Source organism: Leisingera sp. ANG59 (assembly GCF_013317235.1).
GTDB lineage: Bacteria > Pseudomonadota > Alphaproteobacteria > Rhodobacterales > Rhodobacteraceae > Leisingera.
In genome coordinates, this window is the sequence record NZ_WLCM01000004.1 from 86,311 (window position 1) to 104,749 (window position 18,439).

Genomic DNA, 18,439 nt, shown 5'->3' on the forward strand with positions numbered 1-18,439 from the left:
CGAGCGGAAGCCTGCCTTGACTAAATCATCATTACCAATACAAAGAATTTGGCAAGGTATCATGATAAGTGATGATCTGACATGTCCCTCCGTTTCCGCCAGCTGCAGGCGTTCCACGCTATCGTGGAGACCGGCACCGTCACCGGCGCGGCCGAGCAGCTGGGTATTTCCCAGCCCGGCATTTCCAATCTGCTTTACCAGCTGGAACGCCAGACCCGCCTCAAGCTGTTTGAACGCAGCAAGGGCCGGCTGATCCCAACCCCGGAGGCGGGCGTGCTGTTTCAGGAGGTCGACACCGTAGTGCGCGGGCTGGACCACGTGGCGCAGGCTGTGACCGATTTGCAGAACAAGCAGGCGGGCCAGCTGCAGGTTGCTTCTCAGCACTCCATGTCCTTTGGCTTCATGCCCGCCCTGATCGCCCGTTTCGCCCGCACGCGCCCGGACATGTCGATATCATTCCAGGCGCAGTATTCGCTGAAGATCCAGGAATGGGTGATCGCAGGCCTGTTTGAGATCGGCGTCTGCGAGATGCCGCTGATCCACGACGGGCTGGAGGTGCATCCGGTCAGCGTCGAAACCCGGCTGGCGATGCCTGCGGACAGTCCGCTGGCAGATCACGAGGTGCTGACACCGGAGCTGCTGGAGGGGGTGCCCTTCATTGTCATGGGGCCGGACCACATGACCCACCGCCGCACTCGCGAAGTCTTTCAGCAGGCAGGAATCCCGCTGAAAACCCGCGTTCATTCGCATATGTTCAAGAACCTCCTGAGTTTTGTGCAGGAGGGGATGGGGGTTTCGCTCCTCGACCCCTTCGTACTGGGTTTCGAGAGCGGCGGTGGCTTTGTTTCCCGGCCGTTCCGCCCGCGCATCATGATGGATATGGCGGTGATCACCTCCAAGTCGCGCCCGTTATCTGCGGTAGGGCAGGAGTTTTTGGCGCTGCTGAAACATGAACTGACGCCCTATTCGGAAACCAGTCCTTGATCCATACTCAAAACTGTATGCAGTTTCGAATTCAATGTTGCCAAAGACCGGGCGCCGCCGTACCTTGCACGGCGGATTAAAAGATCGGCGGGAACATGGCCAAACGCGAAAGCAATGTGGACAGGGTGTACGAGGCGTTGCGCCGGATGGCGGCGGATTTTGCGTTCAAGCCCGACCAGAGGATCAACGAAAGCGCGCTGTCGGAGGTGCTGGGTGCCAGCCGCACGCCGCTGCGCGAGGCGCTGAACCGGCTGGTAGCCGAGGGCTTTCTGACCTTCCAGAACAACCGCGGCTTCTTCTGCCGCCCGCTGACGCCAAGCTATATCATGGACCTGTATGAGGCCCGGGTGGCGGTGGAATGCGAGGCCACCCGGCTGGCTTGCACCCGCGCCGCAGACGAGGATATCGCGGCGCTGGCGGATTACCTGAATCGGATGGAGCCGGAGTACGAAAGCGCCACCGACCCGGAAGAACTGCTGGCGATGGACGAAAGCTTCCATGCCCGGCTGGCGCAGCTGTCGGGCAACAGCGAATTGCAGCGCATCCTGAACAACCTCAACGGCCGGATCCGCTATATCCGGCTGATTGACCTCAAACGGATGCGCGACCGGGCGGGGGGCAAGGCGCCGGGCGACATCTCGGCCCACCGCCAGATCGCCGAAGGCATTGCCGCCCGAAACACGGATGCGGCGGTAACGGCCATGCGCAGCCATATCGAGAAACGCCGGGAGGAGGCGACGGAGGCTGTCCGCATCGCCTTTTCTCAGCTTTACGTTCCGGACGAATAGGGGTTCCACATGGAACATGGCGGAAAGACTGTCTTTGGCGCGTCGGTTGGCATCCTGATGCTGGAAACGCGCTTTCCCCGCATTTATGGCGACATGGGCAACGCGATGACCTGGGACTTTCCGGTCCACTACAAAGTGGTGCGCGGTGCCAATCCTGAGAATGTGGTCCGGGGTAACCCCAAGGAGCTGGTGGACCTGTTTGTCGAGGCCGGCCGCGATCTGGTCGCCATGGGGGCCGACGGAATCACCACCAACTGCGGTTTCCTGGCACTGATCCAAGACGAGGTGAAACAGGCGCTGGGCGTGCCGGTGGCCACCTCCTCGCTGATGCAGGTGCCGATGGTGCAGAACCTGCTGCCCGCGGGCAAGCGCTGCGGCATCCTGACCATCTCCAAGGCGACGCTGACGCCCGCCCACCTTGTTGCCGCGGGTGTTGCGCCGGATACTCCCATTGCCGGCACCGATGGCCTCCGCGCCTTTACCCGCGACATCCTCGGCGACGCGCCCTCGATCGACTTTGAGGCCTGCCGCCTGGACATGATCGACGCTGCCCGCGCGATGGTTGCGGATATACCGGACCTCGGTGCTATCGTGCTGGAATGCACTAATATGGTGCCCTACGCCCGCGATGTGCGCAAAGCGACCGGGCTGCCAGTGTTCTCGATCCATTCTTTCATCAACTGGTTTCAAGCCGGCCTGCTGCCCAAAGGATTTCCGCTGGAACTTGATGACCCCCGGTTCTGACGGCGGTAACCACTTGGTAGAAAATTGCTAATGAAATCTGAAGGATAAGGTCAGTCTTGTTGCCCGAATGTTTCGCACGCGAAACATTCGGACAGAACTGCTGACCTTTTTCGTCAGCTCAGAACCAGCAGCCAGAACCAAACGGTCAGGATGCTCGATCCGGTGGCGATCAGCACCGAGGAGGCCGCCACCCGCTTGGCCCGCCCGTACATATTGGCGAAGATATATCCGTTGAACCCGGTCGCCATCGCCGCGTTCAGCACGCCCGACCGGAACAGGTCCTGCGGCAGAGCCAAGGCCGAGCCCATGGTCCAGACAATTGCCGGGTGGATCATCAGAGAGGTGAAGCAGACAAACAGGATCGCCCGCATGTCGCCTTCGGGACGGTATTTCACCAGCACGCCGCCAAGCGCAAACAGCGCCGCAGGCAGCGCCGCGCGGATCAGCAGCGACAGCGCCTCGTTTATCACCAGCGGAATGGCCAGCCCCGACAGGTTGACCGCAAACCCCAGTGTGATCCCCAGGATCAGCACATTGCGGAACATCGCATTCAGCACGGATGTGACAGTCTTGATGCCGCCCGCCCCGCGGTTGCGGACAAACTCCATTGCGGTGATGCCGACGCCGTAGCAAAAGGGCGAATGGAAAGCGATGATCGCGTAGTTGCCGGTCAGGTTGTCCGGGCCAAAGGCGCGTTCGGTGATCGGCAGGCCCAGCAGGACCGAGTTGGAAAACAGGCAGCAGAAGCCAATGGCGATGCAATCCTCCCACTCCCGCTTGAACAGGATACGGGCGCCAAACAGCCCGATCAGGAAACAGGTGAAGGCGCCGGTGTAAAAGCTCGCCAGCAGTTGCGGATTGAAACTGGCAGAGAGGTCCAGTTCCGCCATCGCCTTGAACAGCAGACAGGGAATGGCGAAGCCCTGCGCAAACTTCATCACCCCGTCGATATGCGCCTGGTCCAGCACCCCCCGCGCAGTGGCGGCATAGCCCGCGCCGACAACCAGAAACACCGGCAGGATGACGTCGATCAGGCTCTGAAACAATTTTCGTCCTCAAACAGCGCGATTGAAAAAGGGCGCCGGTGCGCCCCTTAGATCTCCATCCTGATCACCATCCCGTCGTAGGCGGGGGTGATGTGGTCTGGTGTTTCAGCTTCGATGGTCGCGTAGTCCATATCGATATGCATGTTGGTGATTATGCCGCGTTTCGGCGCCATCCGTTTAAACCACTCCAGCGCGTCCTGGTAGCTGAAGTGCGTCGGATGCGGCGTCCGGCGCAGCCCGTCCAGGATCCAGACGTCAAGCCCCTCCAGTTCCGGCAGGGCGGCGTCCGGGATTTCCTTCACATCCGGCAGATACACCAGTCCGCCGATACGGAACCCAAGCGCGTCGATGGAGCCGTGGTTCACCTCAAACGGCCGGAACGGGATTTCGCCGCCTGGGCCGTCAATGTTGAACGGTCCGCTGATGCTCTTCAGATCCAGAATCGGCGGATAGGGGGAACCGTCAGGCTGGGCAAAGGCATAACCGAAACGGTTCAACAGGTCGTTCTGGGTCGGGCCGTCGGCATAGACCTCGATGCGCTGGCGCATGTTGAAATAGACCATGCGCAGATCGTCGACGCCGTGCAGGTGGTCGGCGTGGGAATGGGTGTAAACCACCGCATCCAACCGGCTCACCTCTGCATCCAGCAATTGGTTGCGCATGTCCGGCGGGGTGTCGATCAGCACTGAGGTTGTTCCATCCGGTCCGTCGCGCTCCACCAGCATCGAGCAGCGGCCGCGGCGGTTCTTGGGGTTTTGGGGATCGCAATCACCCCAATGGCCGCCAATGCGCGGCACCCCGCCGGAGGAGCCGGAGCCAAGGATGGTGAAGCGCATCTCAGCCATCAGGCGGCGGCCTCATACTGCGCGGCTTTCCAGAACAGCCGGTCGAAGTTCTGCTGAGTCTGCGCGGCAAAAGCGGCGTAGTCCATGCCGAACACCTCCGCGCCGACCTTGGCGGTAAAGGCGGTGTAGGCCGGCTCGTTGCGCTTGCCGCGGTAGGGCGGCGGCGCGAGATAGGGGGCGTCGGTTTCGACCAGAATGCGTTCCACGGGTGCGGCGGCAAAGATATCGCGCAGTTCCTGGCTCTTGGGGAAGGCGGCAATGCCGGACATCGACAGGTAGAAGCCCAGGTCCAGCGCGGCCCTGGCCAGCTCTGCGGAAGACGAGAAGCAGTGCATCACGCAGGAATAGGCGCCGTTTTTCATTTCTTCGCCCAGGATGCGCGCCATGTCGTCATCGGCGGCGCGGGCATGGATGATCAGCGGTAGGCCGGTCTCGCGGGCGGCAGCGATGTGGATGCGCAAGGACTCCTGCTGCACGGTGGCGCTGTCGGCGGTGTAATGGTAGTCCAGCCCGGTCTCGCCGATGCCGACAAACTTCGGGTGCTTGGCCAGCGCCACCAGTTCGTCAACGGTAACCAGGGGTTCATCCGCGGCGCTCATCGGGTGGGTGCCTGCGGCGTAGAACACCGGCACGTGGGCCTCGGCAATCGCCCGCACGGACGCTTCGTTTTTTATCTTTGTGCAGATCGTCACCATCCGGGTCACGCCGGCCTCAGCGGCGCTGGCGATCACCTCATCCAGGCGGCCTTCGAAGTCCGGAAAGTCCAGGTGGCAATGGCTGTCCGTAATCTGGGGGGGCGTTTCGGTCATTTGTCCTCTGGTGCCGCTTGCGCCGCGCCGGATGCCTAGCGCGCCGCGGTTTCCTGCATCTTGAAAACCGTATCTAGGACAAGCGCCGCGGGGTCAAGGTTCACCGCCTGCCCGTGGCGGGCGCGCGCTGTCACTTCTGCCGCGAGGTCGGCCCAGGCGCGCGCCTTGCGCGGATCGGGCGACAGGCGGCTCAGCATCGCCGCCTCTTGCGGTGCAGCTTCCGGCGCTGGCGGAGCACCGGTGGCGCCGGTGCGCGCGAGCCGGGCCAGCGCCATCTCGGTTAGCGACAGCAGCAGCTCGAACCGGTCTGCCGCACCGCGCTGGGCGGCGGCCTCGGCGAGGGCCATGGCACGCTGGCGGTCCAGCCGCGGCATGGAATCGAGGATCTGCACCAGTTCGGCATAGATCTTGAGCCCGCCCAGATTGATCAGCCGCAAAGCCGCGCCGACCGAGCCGCCTGCCAGGGCTGCGAGATTGTCCATGTTCTGGGGCAGCTCGACACCCGACTGCGCCAGCGCCGCCTCCATGTCCGGCGCCGACAGCGGCCCCAACCGCAGTGTGCGGCAGCGCGAACGGATTGTCGGCAAAAGCCGCGAAGGCTGGTGCGAGATTAAGAGGATCGTGGTGCGCGCAGGCGGCTCTTCCAGCATCTTCAGGAGTGCGTTGGCGGCGCTCACGTTCATGTCGTCGGCGGCGTCCACGATCACCACCCGCCGCCCGCCGTCGGTGGCGGACAGGCCAAAGAAGCGGTTCAGCTTGCGGATGTCGTCCACAACGATCTGGCTGCGCAGCTTGCCCTTGTCGTCATAAGAGCGGGTGATCGGCGCCAGCCCCGGTTCCGCCAGCGCCTGGATGCGGTGCGAAACCGGGTGCTCCGGATCAATGTCCAGCGTCTGCGGCGGGGGCGGGGCGCCGAACAGGCCCTCCTCAGCCGGAGGCGTGGCCAGCAGGAAACGGGCGATCCGCCAGGCCAGCGTTGCCTTGCCCACCCCCTGCGGGCCGGTCAGCAGCCAGCCGTGGTGCAGACGGTCGGAATTGTAGGCGGTCAGGAAATCCTGCTCCGCCGCCTCCTGCCCGATCAGGCGCAGGGTCTCGCGCGGATGCGGCGCGCCCTCGGCCTGGTCAGCGCGGGGAAGCTCGTCGTCAGCACTCATGCGGCAGGTCCTTCCAGGGCCTCATGCGCCAGCTTGCGGACGTCTGCTGCGACGTCGTCCACCGGGCGGGCGCCATCGACCACCCGGAAGCGGTCCGCAAACTCCTGCGCCAGCGCCAGGAAGCCCGCGCGCATCTTCTCTTGCAGCTCGACGCCAAAATCCTCGAACCGTTCCTCCTTGCCCTGCCGCCCCTTGGCACGCGCCAGCCCTTCAGCCGGGTCCATGTCAATCAGAAGTGTCAGATCCGGCTCGCGGCCGATCATCAGCTTGTGCATCTGGTCCACCGCGGCGCGCAGATCGCCGCGCGACAGGCCCTGATACATCCGGGTGCTGTCGGCAAAGCGGTCGCAGATCACCACCTTGCCCGCGGCCAGAGCAGGCTCGATGGTACGCTCCAGGTGGTCGCGCCGCGCCGCCATGAACAAGAGCAGTTCGGTTTCGGCCGACCAGCGGTCGGGGTCGCCCTCCAGCACCAGGCGGCGGATTTCCTCGGCGCCGGGGGAGCCGCCGGGTTCGCGTGTCAGCACCACATCGCGGCCCTCCGCCTGCAGCGCCTCGGCCAGCAGGCGGCATTGGGTGGACTTTCCGGACCCGTCGATGCCTTCAAAGGTGATGAACAGGCCGCGCCCCGTGCCAGATGTCACAGTGCCCCCTCGGGACCGGTCAGGAATTGCTTGATCAGCACCTGGGCTGCGGTTTTCACCCGCACCACAAAGCCGCCAGCGGGCACATCGCTTTCCGCCACCAGCGGCAGCCGCACCTCCGGCAGTTCCTCTGGTTGCAGAACCAGTTCGGCAAGGCGCTGGCCTTGGGCCACCGGGGCCTCAATCGGGCCGTTATAGACCACCTCGCCCTCGATGGTGCCGCCCGCCAGTGACGGCAGCAGGATTTCCAGGTCTTCAGCCGGCACCAGCCCTACCGATCGCTCGGCCCCCCGCCAAATCTCGGCTTCGGCGATGGGGATGCCCTCCTTGGCAACAGTTTTTTTGGTAAATTGGCGAAACGACCAGTTAACGAGGGCTTCTGCCTCCTCTGCGCGTCCGCGCTCGCTGTCGAGGCCCGAGACCACGAAGATCACCCGGCGGTCGCCTTGCGTGGCGGAGCCGACAAGCCCGTAACCTGCTTCCTCGGTGTGGCCAGTCTTAAGTCCGTCGGCACCGATGCCCAGTTTCAGCAGCGGGTTGCGGTTGCGGGTATTCGAAGGCGCGCGGCCGTCGAATTCGAACTTGGTTTCGGCAAACAGCGGGTAATATTCCGGAAAATCCTCGATAAGCCGCTCAGCCAGGATCGCCAGGTCATGCACCGACATCCGGTGTCCGGCGGCGGGCCAGCCGTTGGAATTGGCAAAGGTCGAGGCAGTCATGCCCAGTTCCTGGCCGCGCTTGGTCATGTAGCGGGCAAAGCCCGCCTCGGTTCCATCCGGGCTCAGCGCCTCGGCAATCACCACGCAGGCGTCGTTGCCGGACAGCACGATGATGCCGCGCAGCAAATCCTCGACCCGCACCCGGTCCAGCGTGTCCAGGAACATGGTCGAGCCCTTGTAGCTCATCGCGTGTTCGCTGACCGGCAATTCCTCATTCAGCGTCAGCCGCCCGTCGCGCAGGGCTTCGAATGCCACATAGAGCGTCATCAGCTTGGACATCGAGGCCGGCGGCAGCGGCACATCGGCGTTTTTCGAAAGCAGGACGGTGTCCGTGCCCGAATCCAGCACATAGGCCGCGCGTGCCTTGGTGTCAAAGGCGGCGGCAGACAGCGCCGAAAGGCTGACGGCCAGACCGGCCGCAAGGCCTATGCGCAGCGATGACTTCAGGAGACGCGCCAGAGGCGCGCCGGGGGGGTCAGTTCGTGACAGCATAGGCATCAGCGAATCCGGTTTCCTTTACGCTTTTCAGAAGCTGGCTGCGCTCTGCTTTGCTTTGCGCCGGGCCAACCAGTACCCGCCAGAAAGTCTTGCCGCTGGTGGATTGCTTGCGCACTTCCGGCACCATTCCGGAACTGCGCATTGCGTTGGCTGCATGCTTGGCGTTGGCTTCAACGCTGAAGATGCCGATCTGGATGAAGGGTTTTCTCAGCGACGACTTCTGTTGTTTTGAGACCGGCGCCGAGGCCGGCTCTGCCTTGGCAGATGCTTCAGTTGCTTCCGAAGCGGTGGGCGCCGAGGCCTCAATCGCGGCGGCGGCACCAGCAATCGGATCCAGCGGGGTCTCAGAGATCTCGCTGCCGGCCAGGGCATCGTCGTTCAGCCCTACGTCGTCCTCCGGTGCGGGTTCGGCGCCTAACAGGTCTTCGGGTTGCGGCTCCGGGGTGACTTCCTCGCGCCGCAGGGCGGTAACGTTCACCTCAACCGGCGCGCCGGCGAGCATCCCCAGCGCCGCTGCGGCGTCAGAGGAGACCTGCAGCCGCGGCCCCGGGATCTCGCGCTCGCGCCGGAACAGGGCGCCGATCACGAACTGGCCGTTGGCATTGTTGCGGATGATCACCCGTTCCGGGTCCTTGGTGTCGGGGTGCGCCACCCAGACCCCGCCGATCGACGGGCGCCCGTCCCACAGTCCGGCCTCGGTGACCTGAAACACGTCCGGCGCTTCCACGTCGCGTTCCACCAGCTTGGTGCTGCTGGAGGCGCGGACTTCACCTTCTGCCTTCGGCTTTGGCTCCAGAAAGCCCAGTTTTGGCCCGTCCTCGCAAGCTGCCAGGACCAGCAGACCCAAGGCCGCTGCGGCGATCCGCGGGGCCCTTCTTGCTCTCGACACCGTGTTTGTCATGCGTTCATCCTTGCCTGTGCCCGCGGCGCTTTTGCGCCCCTGCCGGAATGCCCGGTCTTCTTGATTTGACGGCATGATAGCCTGCGCTTCCGGTCATGAAAACCCTGCCGGGTCACGATGCAAGGGAAAGCCGGGCCAGCGGCATGTTTCCGCGTGTCCGGCAGCGCGCGGAAAGTTTCTCTTGTGCACTTCCCGCGGGACAAGGATTTCCGCTTGCCTCGCCCGGCGTTGCATCCTAAACCGCTGACGGACCGGGGAGGTGGCAGAGTGGTCGAATGCGGCGGTCTTGAAAACCGTTGAACGTGAGAGCGTTCCCAGGGTTCGAATCCCTGTCTCCCCGCCACTTGCAAACAAAAGCGGGAACCGCTGAGGGCTGAGCCTCACCAGACGCCACTGCGCGCACTATCAAGGCGCGACGCCCTCGTATCCGGCGACTTTTCTCACCGGCGCCGATCCTGCCGATGACTGATCGCAGGTACCCTTTCTGAACCGCATCTTGTTCGTTGGTCAGGCCTGTTTGCATCGAAAAACACATAAGCGTTAAATTTCTCAGTGGTCAGCCGGGCTTTTGGCGCGACCTCTGCGGCGACTTGGTCCCGCTCTTTTGCAAGGCGTGTTTTTCTGAGCCTGCTCGAACCGCTGCCGTTCGAAAGGGACGCAGAGAAGATCAGCTTGCCGCCCTTCCCAAAGGGGCGGCTTCGTTCTTGGTAGCGAAAGCAGGCGTTTGCTTCCGCCAATTCAAGGACGCCTCCAGCCGATAGCCCAGCCATGACGAAGCTCGTGCCGAACCATGGCAGCGAGACAGAAAATGCCGCCCAGAATGATGTGAGCAGATGTGCTTCGGCAAAGATCACACCGATCTTGGCAAGACGCTGAGGACCCGCCGGACGAACTGGTCGTATTCCTTCATGTAGTTTTTGAGGAACTGCTCTGTCCTGGCGCTGGTGACTTCACCCTCATCCGATATGAGATCCGGGGTGAATTGGATGTAGGCCTCAATCGCGTTCATCATGGGCGAATTGCAAAAGCTCAAGACACTCTTCAGGCTCTGCTGGGCGATTGCCGTCCCGATGGCGCCCGGGGATGTGCCGATGACGCCGGAGGGCATACGGGAAAAGGAGTTGTCCCCCCACGGGCGGCTTGCCCAGTCGATTGCATTCTTCAACCCGCCGGGGATCGAGCGGTTGTACTCTGGCGTCACAAACAACACGGCATCAACAGCTGCGAGCGCGTCCTTGAAGCCGCGGGCCACGGCAGGAAAATCGTCGTCGTAGTCGTAGCTGTAGAGGGGCAGGTCCTTAAAGGAAATTTCGGTCATCTCGAGACCCTCCGGGGCCAGCCGGACCAGGGCCTTCGCAAGTTTGCGATTGATCGAATCTTTGGCAAGGCTTCCAACGAAGTAACCAACCTTGTAGGTCATGACGATCTCCTTCCTGGGTGCGGATCCGCCAGTGGATCCAAGCTTCCTTTATACCACATTTATGGTCGGCTGGGTTTGCTGTGACGGCTGGCAGCCCCAAAGAACAAGCACGCTGGGCTTGGCAATGGCCTCGCCAGCAAGAGGAGCTACAGGGGCTCGGGGCGGCCTGGAGAAAGCCGCCGGTACGGGAAACTGTAAAAATGCGTTTCTGGTTGGCCGGCGCCCGGAACTGCGTCTTGTCAGCCAAGGCCGCGCAGGCCAAGATGAAGGCGTGACCCGTCTTAAAGCAAGTAAAGACCGCAGCGCCGGTGTGCGGGTGAGCGCTGTTTTGCCCGGCGGGCAATCCGAAGGTCTCGCTGTGGAGCGTGGCGACACGGTTCCGTTCGGGACCTGATGACATTGCATTACGGAATGCATCCGCCGGCAGAGTACAGCTTGGTTTCCAGTTGGCCAGAAAGGCAGGCAAACAAGTGATCAGGTGCATCCTGATAGCATTGACAATTGCGGCAATGGGCTGCGCTCCCAAGCCGACGCAATTGTCGCCGCCACCCAATATCTACCTGAATGGCGCGGAGTACCCCGCGGAGGAAATTCCGGAACCGCTGCGCAGCGTTGATCCGAAGTTGTTTTTCGTAACCAACCGCCGGCCTGCGGGCAATGACGAGCCGAAAGGCGTCTTTGGCAAACAAAGGTCGGACTCAATGTTCTTCGGCGAGGCAACAGTAAAATTTGATGTCACCGATTGGGACACCCTACTGCGAAGGACCACCGGAGAGGAGCATCGCAATTGGACCTCCCTTACGATCGGCGATGTCAAGGAAGTCGTTCATTTCCTGCCAATCCCGCTACCCGTGGACAGGCGGGGAGATACGGTGGAATTCCAAACCGGCCCCCTGTCGGCCTACCAAAACCAGGGCCGTGCCTTCAAGCAAGCCGTGAGCAGAACACTGTCCAGTCTGCGGCAGGACAGTGTTCTGCTATATATTCACGGCGTGAACAACACCTTCGACGAAAGCCTCTCGACGCTCGCGAACTTGTGGCACTTTTCCGGACGCAAGAGCCTGCCGCTGGCATTTTCATGGCCTGCAGGAAACCCAGGCCTGTTCGGATACTTTCGCGACAGCGCTGCAGGCGACTTCAGCGTGTTCCATTTCAAGGAGCTGCTGCGGCTTTTGGCGGAGGTGCCAGAGGTGAAGCGTATCGACATCGTTGCGCATTCCCACGGGTCTGATGTTGCGATGGATGGAATTCGCGAGCTTGTTATTCAGCATCGTGCCGCCGGGTTAAGGCCAAGACGCGCAATGAAAACAGGAACGCTGATACTGGCCGCCGCCGACCTTGATGTGGGGGTAGTGCGTCAGCGCCTCGCAACAGAGCGTGTTGAGGAAGCCTTCGAACAGCTGAATTTCTACATCAACCCAAATGACTTTGCCCTTGGGCTCTCGGCGATTTTAACCCGCACCGTCAGGTTTGGAAAGCTGCAGCGCGAAGACTTGGCCCCGGCTGAATTTGAATCCCTGCTACGGGAGTCCTTGGTCTATTTTATCCGGGTGGAGAATGGCGACAGCAGCAGCAGCCATGCCTACTTCAGAAGGAACCCAGCCGTTCTTTCAGACATAATCTTGGCCCTGCGGACGGGCGCGAAGCCTGGAAGCGCGTCCAGGCCGCTTGTCGACCTTGGCGATGGGTTCTGGCTGCTGCCGTCGCATTATCCGGGTCCTCGGCCCTTAGACGAAGCCTCCAGGCCGTCGCGTTAGGCTTGTACCGAAACAGCGGGCTGCAACGGCTTGGGGTCTTAGCCGGATTTGACAACTGGCTTGCAGATCGGAGGTTGTGGCGGCGGCCCTGGGCGAAGCGGGGCGCTGGTTGCAAGTGGAAGCGGGCGGGAAGCTGTTCGTTATCTCCGAACACTGCATTCAACCGGCCCGGCGGCGAAAGCCTGCGGAGATAATGGTATGATGTTTCCCGCCGCATGTGGCGGGGTTTGCCTTCACTGAACTTTCGTGAAGATGATTTGAGACGCCAAGCACACACTTGATCCCTCCTCATCTTGCGGTGCTAAAAGAAAGGAAACGCAGATGACAACTCCTTACAAACGCCTCGACAAAAATGATGCCGCCGTTCTGATGGTCGACCATCAGGCTGGGCTGCTTTCCCTGGTGCGGGATATCGATCCCGACAAGTTCAAGAACAACGTTCTGGCCCTGGCTGATTCCGCAAAGTACTTCGGCCTGCCGAAGATCCTGACCACCAGTTTTGAAGACGGTCCCAACGGGCCGCTGGTTCCTGAGCTGAAGGAGCTTTTCCCGGACGCCCCCTATATCGCCCGCCCGGGACAAATTAACGCCTGGGACAATGAGGACTTCGTCGCGGCCGTGAAGGCGACCGGCAAGAAGCAACTGATTGTCGCCGGCGTGGTGACGGAAGTATGCGTGGCATTCCCGGTCCTGTCGGCGATCGAAGAGGGGTACGACGTCTTTGTCGTGACGGATGCCTCCGGGACATTCAATCCGATCACCCGGGACGCAGCCTGGGACCGCATGTCTGCTGCGGGAGCCCAGCTGACGTCATGGTTCGGCATGGCCTGCGAATTGCACCGTGACTGGCGGAATGACATCGAAGGGCTGGGGGCACTGTTCTCCAACCACATCCCGGACTACCGCAATCTGATCAGCAGCTATAACGCGACGCCCGTCACGTCATAAGCGGCCGTGGCCTGAAAGTGTGTCAGGCAAGCCCTTGGCGGGGATTTTGCAGCCGCCAAGGGCTGTCTGGCTCAACAGCTCCGCGCGGCATTCAGCGCGGGGCTGCGCTTCAGCGGCGCGGCAGGGGGATGTGTTCGCTCCGGTCATTGGGCGGCAGATCGAACTGCCCCGTCCCCCATTTTTCAGCACGCCACTCTTCCTTGGCGTGCTGAATCTTCTCCCGGCTTGAGGCCACGAAGTTCCACCATACATATCTGGGGCCATTGAGGGTTGCCCCACCCAGTGCCATCAGCCGGGCGCCTGCTGCGCCAGCGGCCACCGTGATCCGGTCACCTGGCCGGAAGACCATCATCCGGCCGGCTTCGAACTCCTGGCCTGCAATCTTCACGCTGCCCTGGGACACGTAAATGCCGCGGTCCTCGTGATCGTCCGGAAGCGGGAAGCGCGCGCCGGGCTCGAGAATTACATCCAGATAGAAGGTTTCGGAAAAAAGGGTTGCCGGGGCGGCCTCTCCGTAGGCCGATCCCAGGATCAGTTTGGCACGGACGCCCTCCGCCTCGATTTCAGGCAGGCTTTCCTTGCCGTGGTGCTCAAACAGGGGAGCGATGTCCTCCCTGTCTTCCGGCAGCGCCATCCAGGTCTGAATGCCGAACAGCGAATGCGGCCCGCTGCGGCCCTCCGAGGAGGTGCGCTCCGAGTGGGTGACCCCCTTTCCGGCCACCATCCAGTTCAGGGCGCCGGGCCGGATGACCTGATCTGTGCCCAGGCTGTCGCGGTGGTGGAAATCCCCTTGATAAAGATAGGTCACCGTGCCCAATCCAATATGCGGGTGGGGGCGCACGTCGATGCCCTGGCCGGTGAGGAATTCGGCAGGCCCGGCTTGATCGAAGAAAATAAACGGGCCGACCATCTGGCGCTTCGGCGCGGGCAGCGCGCGCCGGACTTCAAACCCGCCCAGGTCATGCGCACGGGGAATGATCAGGGTTTCAATGGAGTCGATGCCAATGTCATCAGGACATCCGGGGTCAAGTGCAGGATTCCAGCTCATATCAACCTCCCTTGGGTCTGAGTTCAGTAACAGGATAACCCATCGTGGAGGATGCAGAAGCCGCCACCTGTTCGATCAGGGCGAATACGGTGTTCGCCCGCCCTGTCTTCACCTGGACCCAAGCTGGGTTATGCTGAGCCGACTGCTGGGTAAGAGGTGCAAATGCCTTCGGGGATTCATCATGTGACGGGCATCACGAGAAACGTTCAGGCCAATGTTGATTTTTACATTGGGTTTCTCGGCCTGCACCTTGTCAAACAAACCGGCGGCTATGAGGACGCCGAACAACTGCATCTGTTTTATGGCGACGCACAAGGCGCTCCCGGGTCGGTGGTGACCTTCCTGGTATGGGAGGATGGCGCACCAGGGCGTGTTGGACAGGGCCAGGCCGGCGAAATTGCCTTTGCAGTTCCGCCCGGCAGCATTGGTGAATGGCTGACACGCGCCATGGAGGCCAGGGTGCCCCTTGAACGGCCTGTGCGCGAGTTCGGGGAGACTGTTCTGCGGCTGAAAGACCCCGACGGTATCATCGTGAAGCTGGTTGGTGCAGATTTGGGGCCCAAGCACCCACTACCTGACCAAATTGCGCCAACCCGCCTGCGGGCCGTCACGCTGTTTTCCGGAGATCCTGAAGCAACGGCGGAGTTCGCCAAAAAGTTCGGTTACCGCATGAGCGCTACAGAAGGTCCGATACAGCGGATGGTATCGGATACCGATGCGATAGATATCCGTGATACCCGCGGGTTCTTCAGCGGCATTCCCGGCACCGGCGTTTTTGACCACGTAGTCTTCCGCGCTCCGGATGTTGCGGCAGTCCGGGAGATGCGCCTGTCTCTGGCGCGTCACCATGAGCCGACCAATGTTCATGACCGAAAGTACTTCCTGTCGCTGTACGTCCGGGATCCCGCCGGTCTGCTTGTTGAGTACGCAACCGACGCGCCCGGGTTTGCGGTGGATGAGCCGTCAAGCCACCTGGGAGAACAGTTGCTCATACCGGACCATGACACCGCCCGTGCTGCGGACCTGCGCGTTATGCTGCCGCAGTTCACGCGGCCAGGCGAACCGCGGATGCCCAAGCGGTCTCTGCCCTTCGTGCATCGGTTTCACTATCCCGAAGACCCCGACGGCTCGGTGATCCTCTTGCTGCACGGAACCGGTGGCAACGAGGCTGACCTGATGCCCCTGGCCGCGCGCCTCAACCCAAGGGCAACCCTGCTTGGCGTGCGCGGCCGTGCCACCGAAGAGGGCGTCGCCCGGTTCTTCCGGCGGTTTGACGTGGATGCGTTCGACCAGGAGGACATCCGCGCCGAGGCCCGGGCCTTTGAGGCTTTTCTGCACGCGGCGGTGCGGGGATATGAGCTGGACGCCGGGGCGGTGACGGTGCTGGGCTATTCCAACGGCGCGAATTTTGCGGCCGCCGTGATGGCGCTGCACCCCGGTCTGATCCGCCGCGCCATACTGCTGCGGGCGATCCCTGTGCTAGAAGATCTGCCACGCGTGGATCTGTCCTCGGCCCGGGTATTGCTGCTGACCGGCCGCGATGACCCTTTCAGCTCAGAGGCTGCGCGATTGGCGCAATGGCTGCGTGACAGCGGTGCGGATGCCGAAACCGGGGTTATTGAAGCGGGCCACGATATCTCGCCGACCGATTTGAGCGCCGCCCGCGCCTGGCTGAAACAGTAGGGCAGCGGATACTGCCCGCCGCCCGGGTGCTGTTCATAAGCCTCTTACAGAGTGCCGAACTTTCCAGACTGGAACTCGGCAATCGCCTGATGGATTTCGGCCTGGGTGTTCATCACGAAAGGCCCATGGGCGGCAACCGGCTCGCCGATCGGCTCACCTGACAGGATCAGAAGCTTGGCACTGGTCGCAGCATCAATCCTGATGCCCCCCTCGTTCCCGAGGCGCGCTGTTGCCGGGCCCGCCAGAGACGCGCTGCCGTTGATCGTCACTTCACCGTCCAGAACAACCACTGTCACGTTCTGGCCTTCCGGCGGTGTCAGGGAAATGCCTTTTTCCCCGTTCAAGCGCAGATCCCATACCTCGATCGGTGTAAAGGTGCGCGCGGGCCCGGTGCGGCCGTTATAGCTGTCGGCAATGACCCGCAGCCGCCCTGCAGCATCAGCAAGGTCAACACCAGGTATCTGCGCATCCGTGATGCTCTGGTAGCCGGGCGCGGCGGACTTGTCCTTGGCGGGCAGGTTTACCCAGAGCTGGACCATTTCTAGCGTGCCGCCCTTGCGGGTGAACTCCTGGCTGTGAAACTCCTTGTGCAGGATGCCGTCTGCTGCCGTCATCCACTGCACATCGCCTTCCCGGATCACTCCGCCGCGCCCGGTGGAATCGCCGTGCTCAACCTCGCCCTGATAGACGATGGTGACGGTTTCAAACCCTTTGTGCGGATGCACATCCACACCTTTCGGCCGGTCCGCCGGATCGAAACGGTGCGGCCCGGCATAGTCCAGCATCAGGAACGGGTCGTGGCTGTTTTCCCCGCCCATGTGCGAGAACAGCGAGCGCACTGGAAACCCATCGCCCACCCAATGTCCAGGGCCGGTCTTGCCGGCAGATAATACCTGTCTCATATTGCAACTCCTTACTTCACGGGGAAACCGTGGCTGCCCTTGAGTTGGGGTGCAGCGGCAAGCAATCAATGCGCGCACCGTTCCCGAAAACAGAACCCAAGGTTCGCCTTTCCCCTCAGGGAAAGGCGGCACGCCGCAATTCAGCACAGGCCTCCGGCACGCCTGCCAGGGGTGCGCTCGCTTGCCACAGCCCACCGCGGAGAAGTGCAGTTTTTTGATCAGAACCAGTGGGGCAGGCAGTCAGATGGCTGAGGACCGGACCCGTGCATCTGATGCCGGAAGCCGTCCCCAGCGTTCGAAAATCCAGAACGAAATCTTTTCCCGCATTCTGGAAACATGCTTATGCTGACCATATGCGCTGGACCATAAACGAAATCGAAACCTTCCTGAGTGTGATGGACACCGGGTCCATCTCAGAAACCGCTACCCGTGCCGGCCTTTCAAAATCCGTTATCAGCAAACGGATCAGCGATCTCGAAGCGGCTCTCGGCGTCGCCCTTTTCACGCGCCATGCAGGCCGGATCAGCGCCACAAATGCTGCCAGTGCGCTGGCAGAGCGTATTCGGCCTGCATACAGCGAACTTGTTGCAGCCACCGAATGGGTCGCGGAGGATGACCCTGGCTTGCATGGCCGGTTGAGGATTTCAGCCCCGATGAGCTTCGGGATCCGTCACGTTGGCCGGATAGCCGCCAAGTTCTCCAGCATGCACCCAAACCTCGAGGTCATCATCGAATACGATGATGCAATGGTTGACCTGGCCCGGTCCGGTTTTGATGCTGCTGTACGCGTCGGCGCAATGCCGGATAGCACCCTGGTTGTGCGCAAACTGTGCGAAGACCCGCGAGTGATCGTCGCAAGCCCCGGATATCTGGAACAACATGGTCCGATCGACAGTCCCGATCAGCTCAGGGACCATGCCGCGATTGGGTATCAGAACAAGCGCCTGGGCGAAATCTGGCAGTTTGACAAACCAGTTGACCCGCCGGCCCCGTCCAGGGTCATGACAAACAACGGCGAAGCGATGCGCGACATGGTTCTGGAAGGCCTAGGGATAGCGCTACTGCCCATGTTCATCGTTTACGATGACCTGAAGAATGAGCGCTTGCTTCAGGTCCTGCCTGAATTGACACCGGAACCGTTGCCAGTGCAAGCCGTTTGGCCGCCGATAAAGCACATGCCTCCGAAGCTTCGGTTGTTCATTGACCACCTCGCTCTTTCCTTCGGTCAGCGAGCGCCATGGCAATAGAAGATCACAAATTGCAGGCAAGTCCGTCACACCATAGGCATTGCTGCAGATGTAGGTGTCATGCGGTGTAAGCCGGGCCAGGGAAACAGGAAGAGTGTTTCACACAGCGTCAGTCGGGAGCCGTCGTGCCGCGGAAGTGATGACTGACCGAAGCCCCAAGTTCCCTCTACTTCTGGGAGAGGCCTTGGGTCTGCTTCGGTGGCATTATACGTCCAGTCTGTAAGCCATCAGTTTCGCAGTAAATTTTTAGGGTTCAGGCCAAGTCCAGTGCAAAGGCAGGCGAAGTCCGGGTTGGGTTAGAG

The 18,439-nt window shown here is 61.8% G+C and carries 18 protein-coding genes and 1 tRNA gene; 8 read left to right on the forward strand and 11 right to left on the reverse strand.

Annotated features, from left to right (window positions below; all coding sequences use genetic code 11):
* Positions 1–81 precede the first annotated feature (81 nt).
* The 3 genes from GKC28_RS04770 (at position 82) to GKC28_RS04780 (ending at position 2,516) form a co-directional block, all read left to right on the forward strand.
* Positions 82–984: a LysR family transcriptional regulator gene (locus GKC28_RS04770; protein WP_174145535.1), complete on the forward strand. Its 903-nt coding sequence runs from the start codon at positions 82–84 to the stop codon at positions 982–984.
* 95 nt (positions 985–1,079) lie between these two features.
* The gene (locus GKC28_RS04775) at positions 1,080–1,772 is read left to right on the forward strand and encodes a GntR family transcriptional regulator (protein WP_174145537.1); all 693 of its coding nucleotides are present in this window, start codon (positions 1,080–1,082) and stop codon (positions 1,770–1,772) included.
* A 9-nt stretch (positions 1,773–1,781) separates the two neighbouring features.
* The gene (locus tag GKC28_RS04780; RefSeq protein ID WP_174145539.1) at positions 1,782–2,516 is read left to right on the forward strand and encodes an aspartate/glutamate racemase family protein; all 735 of its coding nucleotides are present in this window, start codon (positions 1,782–1,784) and stop codon (positions 2,514–2,516) included.
* A gap of 113 nt (positions 2,517–2,629) precedes the next feature.
* On the opposite strand, the gene GKC28_RS04785 is transcribed toward GKC28_RS04780, so the two are convergent.
* From GKC28_RS04785 to GKC28_RS04815, 7 genes are read right to left on the reverse strand one after another with little or no spacing between them, the layout of a single operon-like run.
* The gene (locus tag GKC28_RS04785; protein WP_174145541.1) at positions 2,630–3,562 is read right to left on the reverse strand and encodes an AEC family transporter; all 933 of its coding nucleotides are present in this window, start codon (positions 3,560–3,562) and stop codon (positions 2,630–2,632) included.
* A 47-nt stretch (positions 3,563–3,609) separates the two neighbouring features.
* Positions 3,610–4,407 (reverse strand): MBL fold metallo-hydrolase, encoded by a 798-nt coding sequence (locus GKC28_RS04790; RefSeq protein WP_174145543.1) that lies wholly within the window; start codon positions 4,405–4,407, stop codon positions 3,610–3,612.
* The gene (locus tag GKC28_RS04795) at positions 4,407–5,216 is read right to left on the reverse strand and encodes a TatD family hydrolase (RefSeq protein WP_174145545.1); all 810 of its coding nucleotides are present in this window, start codon (positions 5,214–5,216) and stop codon (positions 4,407–4,409) included. The genes GKC28_RS04790 and GKC28_RS04795 overlap by 1 nt, the downstream gene beginning before the upstream one ends.
* Positions 5,217–5,251: 35 nt before the next feature.
* Complete coding sequence (locus tag GKC28_RS04800; protein ID WP_174145547.1) at positions 5,252–6,370, reverse strand: DNA polymerase III subunit delta'; 1,119 nt, start codon at positions 6,368–6,370, stop codon at positions 5,252–5,254.
* On the reverse strand, positions 6,367–7,014 hold the full coding sequence (gene tmk / locus GKC28_RS04805; RefSeq protein WP_174145549.1) for a dTMP kinase: 648 nt from the start codon (positions 7,012–7,014) through the stop codon (positions 6,367–6,369). The genes GKC28_RS04800 and tmk overlap by 4 nt, the downstream gene beginning before the upstream one ends.
* Positions 7,011–8,225, reverse strand: a complete 1,215-nt coding sequence (locus GKC28_RS04810) for a D-alanyl-D-alanine carboxypeptidase family protein (protein ID WP_174146049.1) — start codon at positions 8,223–8,225, stop codon at positions 7,011–7,013. The genes tmk and GKC28_RS04810 overlap by 4 nt, the downstream gene beginning before the upstream one ends.
* Entirely contained in the window at positions 8,209–9,132 is a 924-nt protein-coding gene (locus tag GKC28_RS04815; protein ID WP_254604149.1) for an SPOR domain-containing protein, read from the reverse strand. Before GKC28_RS04815 ends, GKC28_RS04810 begins: the two co-directional genes overlap by 17 nt.
* Positions 9,133–9,385: 253 nt before the next feature.
* Between GKC28_RS04815 and GKC28_RS04820 the strand changes: the two genes are divergently transcribed.
* Positions 9,386–9,475 (forward strand) — tRNA-Ser (locus GKC28_RS04820).
* Between the two features lie 97 nt (positions 9,476–9,572).
* Here GKC28_RS04820 and GKC28_RS04825 read toward each other — a convergent pair.
* Both GKC28_RS04825 and GKC28_RS04830 read right to left on the reverse strand, forming a co-directional pair.
* Positions 9,573–9,986 (reverse strand): hypothetical protein, encoded by a 414-nt coding sequence (locus tag GKC28_RS04825; RefSeq protein ID WP_174145553.1) that lies wholly within the window; start codon positions 9,984–9,986, stop codon positions 9,573–9,575.
* Positions 9,983–10,552: an NADPH-dependent FMN reductase gene (locus GKC28_RS04830; protein WP_174145555.1), complete on the reverse strand. Its 570-nt coding sequence runs from the start codon at positions 10,550–10,552 to the stop codon at positions 9,983–9,985. The genes GKC28_RS04825 and GKC28_RS04830 overlap by 4 nt, the downstream gene beginning before the upstream one ends.
* 365 nt (positions 10,553–10,917) lie before the next feature.
* Here GKC28_RS04830 and GKC28_RS04835 point away from each other — a divergent pair, with 365 nt between their 5' ends.
* Both GKC28_RS04835 and ycaC read left to right on the forward strand, forming a co-directional pair.
* Positions 10,918–12,309: an alpha/beta hydrolase gene (locus tag GKC28_RS04835; RefSeq protein ID WP_368041088.1), complete on the forward strand. Its 1,392-nt coding sequence runs from the start codon at positions 10,918–10,920 to the stop codon at positions 12,307–12,309.
* A gap of 321 nt (positions 12,310–12,630) precedes the next feature.
* Entirely contained in the window at positions 12,631–13,257 is a 627-nt protein-coding gene (gene ycaC / locus GKC28_RS04840; RefSeq protein WP_174145557.1) for an isochorismate family cysteine hydrolase YcaC, read from the forward strand.
* A gap of 109 nt (positions 13,258–13,366) precedes the next feature.
* Here the strand turns inward: ycaC and GKC28_RS04845 are convergent, their stop codons facing one another.
* Positions 13,367–14,305, reverse strand: a complete 939-nt coding sequence (locus GKC28_RS04845; protein WP_174145559.1) for a pirin family protein — start codon at positions 14,303–14,305, stop codon at positions 13,367–13,369.
* 162 nt (positions 14,306–14,467) lie between these two features.
* Here GKC28_RS04845 and GKC28_RS04850 point away from each other — a divergent pair, with 162 nt between their 5' ends.
* Positions 14,468–15,988, forward strand: a complete 1,521-nt coding sequence (locus tag GKC28_RS04850) for a VOC family protein (protein WP_174145561.1) — start codon at positions 14,468–14,470, stop codon at positions 15,986–15,988.
* A gap of 44 nt (positions 15,989–16,032) precedes the next feature.
* Here the strand turns inward: GKC28_RS04850 and GKC28_RS04855 are convergent, their stop codons facing one another.
* The gene (locus tag GKC28_RS04855) at positions 16,033–16,890 is read right to left on the reverse strand and encodes a pirin family protein (RefSeq protein ID WP_174145563.1); all 858 of its coding nucleotides are present in this window, start codon (positions 16,888–16,890) and stop codon (positions 16,033–16,035) included.
* Positions 16,891–17,162: 272 nt separating this feature from the next.
* Here GKC28_RS04855 and GKC28_RS04860 point away from each other — a divergent pair, with 272 nt between their 5' ends.
* On the forward strand, positions 17,163–18,137 hold the full coding sequence (locus GKC28_RS04860; protein ID WP_254604159.1) for a LysR family transcriptional regulator: 975 nt from the start codon (positions 17,163–17,165) through the stop codon (positions 18,135–18,137).
* Positions 18,138–18,439: the final 302 nt, after the last annotated feature.

What these genes read in the sequence shown, in the direction of transcription:
- GKC28_RS04850 (WP_174145561.1), top strand. Translation starts at nt 14,468, where the DNA reads ATGCCTTCGGGGATTCATCATGTGACGGGCATCACGAGAAACGTTCAG.
- GKC28_RS04775 (WP_174145537.1), top strand. Translation starts at nt 1,080, where the DNA reads ATGGCCAAACGCGAAAGCAATGTGGACAGGGTGTACGAGGCGTTGCGC.
- GKC28_RS04830 (WP_174145555.1), bottom strand. Translation starts at nt 10,552, where the DNA reads ATGACCTACAAGGTTGGTTACTTCGTTGGAAGCCTTGCCAAAGATTCG.
- GKC28_RS04815 (WP_254604149.1), bottom strand. Translation starts at nt 9,132, where the DNA reads ATGACAAACACGGTGTCGAGAGCAAGAAGGGCCCCGCGGATCGCCGCA.
- GKC28_RS04790 (WP_174145543.1), bottom strand. Translation starts at nt 4,407, where the DNA reads ATGGCTGAGATGCGCTTCACCATCCTTGGCTCCGGCTCCTCCGGCGGG.
- GKC28_RS04845 (WP_174145559.1), bottom strand. Translation starts at nt 14,305, where the DNA reads ATGAGCTGGAATCCTGCACTTGACCCCGGATGTCCTGATGACATTGGC.
- GKC28_RS04860 (WP_254604159.1), top strand. Translation starts at nt 17,163, where the DNA reads ATGCCGGAAGCCGTCCCCAGCGTTCGAAAATCCAGAACGAAATCTTTT.
- GKC28_RS04770 (WP_174145535.1), top strand. Translation starts at nt 82, where the DNA reads ATGTCCCTCCGTTTCCGCCAGCTGCAGGCGTTCCACGCTATCGTGGAG.
- GKC28_RS04795 (WP_174145545.1), bottom strand. Translation starts at nt 5,216, where the DNA reads ATGACCGAAACGCCCCCCCAGATTACGGACAGCCATTGCCACCTGGAC.
- GKC28_RS04810 (WP_174146049.1), bottom strand. Translation starts at nt 8,225, where the DNA reads ATGCTGTCACGAACTGACCCCCCCGGCGCGCCTCTGGCGCGTCTCCTG.
- GKC28_RS04855 (WP_174145563.1), bottom strand. Translation starts at nt 16,890, where the DNA reads ATGAGACAGGTATTATCTGCCGGCAAGACCGGCCCTGGACATTGGGTG.
- GKC28_RS04800 (WP_174145547.1), bottom strand. Translation starts at nt 6,370, where the DNA reads ATGAGTGCTGACGACGAGCTTCCCCGCGCTGACCAGGCCGAGGGCGCG.
- GKC28_RS04780 (WP_174145539.1), top strand. Translation starts at nt 1,782, where the DNA reads ATGGAACATGGCGGAAAGACTGTCTTTGGCGCGTCGGTTGGCATCCTG.
- ycaC (WP_174145557.1), top strand. Translation starts at nt 12,631, where the DNA reads ATGACAACTCCTTACAAACGCCTCGACAAAAATGATGCCGCCGTTCTG.